Below are 369 nucleotides of genomic sequence, written 5' to 3' on the forward strand. Positions count from 1 at the left end.
ATAGATCCTTTTACTCATTCAATTGGAAGTATTGATCCAATTCAAAAAAATTATGTAATGGCATGACCAAAAAATGGATTTAGTCTATCGAGGGCGAGAAATCACGTTCGATGAGGTCTGTAGTATTTTCCTTGATCCTGCATTGATCTCTTTTGAGGATGTAGGACACTATGATGAACAACGACTAATATCAGTCGGTTTAAGCAATCGTGGTAGACTATTAACAGTGGTTTGGGTTGAACGTGGAGATGTTGCGAGAATAATCACTGCATTTGAACCATCACATCACCAAAAGCGGAGGTACAGCAATGCAAAATGAACTAGAACGCTATAAAAATTTTGACCCTACCAATGCGCCATTGGTTAAAC

Annotated in this window: 1 pseudogene; it reads left to right on the forward strand. The window is 38.2% G+C overall.

Annotation, left to right across the window (positions count from 1 at the left end):
- Nucleotides 1-70: 70 nt before the first annotated feature.
- Nucleotides 71-319, forward strand: a pseudogene (locus DLK05_RS18480) (BrnT family toxin); the annotation flags it as partial.
- Between the last annotated feature and the right edge of the window lie 50 nt (nt 320-369).

The organism is Ancylomarina longa, from assembly GCF_003996985.1.
Lineage (GTDB): Bacteria > Bacteroidota > Bacteroidia > Bacteroidales > Marinifilaceae > Ancylomarina_A > Ancylomarina_A longa.